2 protein-coding genes are annotated in these 4,207 nt (G+C 53.2%); both read right to left on the bottom strand.

Annotated features, from left to right (window positions below; all coding sequences use genetic code 11):
• Positions 1 to 1,571 (bottom strand): Ig-like domain-containing protein (locus HX773_RS24910; RefSeq protein WP_255433328.1); only part of this gene is annotated, 1,571 nt, incomplete at its 3' end.
• Between the two features lie 466 nt (positions 1,572 to 2,037).
• Positions 2,038 to 4,207, bottom strand: a 2,170-nt coding sequence (locus HX773_RS24905; protein WP_176973739.1) for an Ig-like domain-containing protein, incomplete at its 5' end; no start/stop codon positions are given.

The following is a 4,207-nucleotide window of genomic DNA, read 5'->3' as shown; positions in this document are numbered from 1 at the left end:
TAGTCGATAACCGGGTTGCGGTCGGCGCTGGAGTCGATGGTCAGCGAAAGGCCGTTCCAGCCGCTCTGGCCGGCCTTCTGCACCTCAAAGCTCCAGCTGCCGTTCTGCAGCGCGGGCGGCGTCCAGCTCCAGTTGCCGGCGCTGTCAGCGTCAACCTGTACCGACGCATAACTGCCGGTGCCGCTGCGGTAGCGCAGGGTCAGGGTGCTGTTGGCTTCGGCGCGGCCGTGCAGGGTTGGGGTGGTGTCGTCGGTGGTGTCGCCGTTAGCCAGGTTGCCTGGCGTGCCGACGTCATCGTATGCATGAGTAATTACCGGGTTAAATCCGCTGGCATCGGTGATGCTCAGCGAGAAGGTTTCAGACCATTTGGTGTGTCCCTGCGGCTGCACGTCAAAGTTCCAGTTGCCCGCAGTCAGTGCTGGAGCAGGCGTCCACGTCCAGTGGCCGCTGCTGTCTACGTCAACCACGACGGTATTGGCTGGCACACCGTAACGAACCACGACTTTGCCGTTGGCTTCGCCGCGGCCGCTCAAGGTTGGCGTGGTGTCATCGGTAATGGCGCCGTTGCTGAGCGGGCCCTGCCAGGTACCAAAATCGTCCTGTGCCGAGTCAATGCGGGTTTTTTTCTGGATGTCGTCGGCGCCTGCAGCAATATCCAGCGAAAACAGCGCGCTGGATTTATCACCGATGCTGGCCTGGAACTCGTAAGTTCCGGTTGGCAGGGCGCTGTCTGGCGTCCAGGTCCAGCTTTCGCCGGTTACGCTCGCGGTGGCGCTGCCGGCCCAGATATTGCTGCCGGCCAGACGATAGTAAACGGTCACGGTGCTGCCCGCAGAAACCACGCCGTTCAGGGTTGGCGTGGTGTCATCGGTCAGTGCGCCGTTGCTCAGTACGCCGGTCGCGCTGCCTGCGTCATCAATCGCCTGAGTAATGATGATGGTGTCCCGCGGCAGGGTGCCGCTGTCTGCACCGATAATAATCTTAAAGGATGCAGATGGTGCACCTTCACGCGTCACGCCGCCGAAGGTTTCTTCTGCAACCAGCGTTAAATTATTGTCGCCATCCCTGAGGTCCTGAACGGGCTCCATTTCCCATTTGCCGGTGACTTTATCGGCGCGTGCGCTGCCAATGGTGTTGCCGTCTGCGTCGCGCAGATAAACTATGGCGTCTGCCTGCGCGATGCCGGTCAGCTTTGGACGCTTATCATCAGTGGTCTGGCCTGGATCGAAACTGCTCTGCTTGCCACCCTGATCGTCGTACAGGTTGAGCAATTCAGGGGCTTCGGGTGGTGTGGTATCAATACGCAGCGTGCGTAAGGTTGGCGCACCCACGTTGCCGGCGCGGTCTACAGTTGAAATCGAAACGCTGTAATCGCCATCCGGGAAAGCTTCCGTTGCAGTCCAGGTAAACAGGCCGGTTTTTGGGTCAACCGGCACGGTGAAGAGTTTAATGCCAATGTAGATGTTTACAACCACACCTGTTTTGCCTATCTCGCCGGAATTGCCACCGATGGTCGGCAGATCAATCGGGCTATTAATAAATTTGGTTCCGGTGTAGTCAAGAATATTCATCGATAAAGGTCCTTCTATTAATAACTTAAGTTAATGGTATTGATTTGCGTGTTCAGCCACGCGCTGAGGCGTGCACTGAAACCCGCGAGGCCGGCGGGAAAGGTAATCGAAGTGGTAATTTATGCAGACGAGAAAGGTCTCAAAGCACAAAGCGATAGTTGCTGGTCACCATTAATGGCGATCCTACGGGTTAATTATGAAATTTATTATTGTGGGTGAAATTTTTTTTCATAGGGTGCGCATTCATGCGCAGCTGGTTTAATTATTAACATAAATATAAACCACCGCACCCAACGTAACGGCGTAATTGATTTCGCAATCGCATTATGGACACCGAATCACCCTCAATCCGCGCGATAAATCGCGCCGCTACGGATTATTCGGTCTATCATTCGCAATAAAAAAGCCATCACAAATTTTGCGATGGCTTATATTTAACGTTATTTAGTGGTTAATTAACCCGATATTAAATCAGCTCGGTTTTCACCCCTTGCTGCACCAGCAGTTCCGCATCGTCGTGGCTATATACGTTATATTCCACGCCCGCAACGGTCACGGTGCCTTCCTGATGCTGCCATTCGCTGATATCGCTACCTTCCGGCAGAATATCAACCAGCTGCACCACGTCGCCTTCATTGCCGTTAACCACCAGCTGAGTTTTACCGTCTTCGATAAACAGATCTTTTTCACCGTGCTGTAGCAGGGTGTTGAGATCCAGCTTCAGGGTATTATCGCCGGTTCCGGTGATATCGAAAATTTCAACGGATTCGATTTTACTGCTCAGCGCGGTGAGATCGAGAATCTGATCTTTACCGGTTAGTTGCAGAGGGTCGATGTGATTTTCATTGCCGAAGCTTGAGGTATTATTAATTTCATCAGCACCAATAATATCAGGCGAATTATTATTTTGGATATCGAATGTTGATTCTTTTTCAGAATCAAATTTTGTTTGCCAGCTAATATTATCAACCAAGAAGCGACCGCCATAATTATTGTAAATGTAAAGTTCTGAGGAGGTTATATTATCATAATAGCTATACATATCAGATGTTATTGTGTTTACCCCGGGTTGTAAATCAACATCAGTCTGTCTTTGACCGAAAATGAAAGAAAATTTCATTGCTCTGGTTGAAGCATTATATACCTGGAAGCTAAAAGATACCGCAAGGTGAGCATCATAGTCCTTAGTGTCGAAACTTATTACAATGGCATCATATCGTTGTTCCAATGATATTGCCTTTTCACCAAATGATGAATCATTAACGAATTCTGTCGAAACTACGGGAACAGTAGCATAAGATGATATAGCCTTAATTTTGACTGCGTCTGAGTATTGATACAATGTATTTGCAACAAAAATATCAGGAATATTATTCGGGAGTGATTCGAAATCCAAAGTATCCGAATAATTATTTGACTTCCCAATCTTCAAATCAAACGCATTACCAAACCCGCTGCCCGAAGCTTTACTCACCTGGAACGACCAGTCACCCAGCGCCAGGTTACTTGACGGCGTCCACTGCCATTTACCCGCATCGTCTGCCTTAAAAGAGAACACCTGCGAGTCTGTGCCATTCACAGCCTTCAGGTACACCATGCCGTTGTTGGCGGTGGTGCCGTGCAGGGTTGGCGTGGTGTCGTCGGTGGTTCCGCCGCTGAACACGTTGTCCTGCTTGCTGCCGACGTTGTCTGCCGCGTAGTCAATAACCGGGCTGCGCTCGGATTCCGTGTCTATGACTAGCACCATGTTGTCCCAGTTGCTCTGACCCGCTTTCTGCACCTGGAAGGTCCATTTACCGTTCTGTAGCGCCGGCGGGGTCCAGCCCCAGTCGCCGTTAGGCTGGGAGTTAACTTTCACGGTGGTCCAGCTGCCGCTTTCGAGACGATAGCGCAGGCTGAACTCACTGTTGGCAGCGGCGCTGCCGCGCAGCGTCGGTGTGTTGTCGTCGGTAGTATCGCCGCTAAACAGATTATCCTGCACGCTGCCGACATTATCCGTTGCGTACTCAATGAGCGGGGTACGGTCAGACGTGGTATCGATGGTTAACGCCATGCCGTTCCAGCCAGTCTGACCGGCCTTCTGCACCTCAAAGGTCCAGTTACCGTTCTGCAGCGTTGGCGGCGTCCAGCTCCAGTTGCCGCTGTCGTCGGAAGTGAGCTTAACAGTTCTCCAGCTGCCGCTTTCAAGACGATAGCGCAGGCTGAACTCGCTGTTAGCAGCGGCGGTGCCGTGCAGCGTCGGTGTGGTGTCGTCGGTGGTAGAGCCGCTGCTGAGGTTGTCGCGCACGCTGCCGACGTTATCCGCCGCGTAGCTGATAACCGGGTTGCGGTCAGAAGTGGAGTCGATGATTAACTCCAGGCTGTCCCAGCCGGTCTGGCCAGCTTTCTGCACCTCAAAGGTCCAGTTGCCGTTCTGCAGCGTGGGTGGCGTCCAGCTCCAGTTGCCGCTGCTGTTGGCGGTGAGACTGACGCTGGTCCAGCTGCCGCTGTCAAGACGATAGCGCAGGGTGAACGCGCTGTTGGCGGCGGCGGTGCCGTGCAGGGTTGGCGTGGTGTCGTCGGTGGTGTCGCCGTTGCCGAGGGGGTCGCGCACGCTGCCGACGTTATCTGCGGCATAGTCGATAACCGGGTTGCGG

It is taken from the genome of Pantoea sp. B9002 (assembly GCF_013385945.1).
In the GTDB taxonomy this organism is placed as follows: domain Bacteria; phylum Pseudomonadota; class Gammaproteobacteria; order Enterobacterales; family Enterobacteriaceae; genus Pantoea.
The sequence above is the reverse complement of the archived record's forward strand: the minus strand, read 5'-3'. Positions and strand labels throughout refer to the sequence as shown.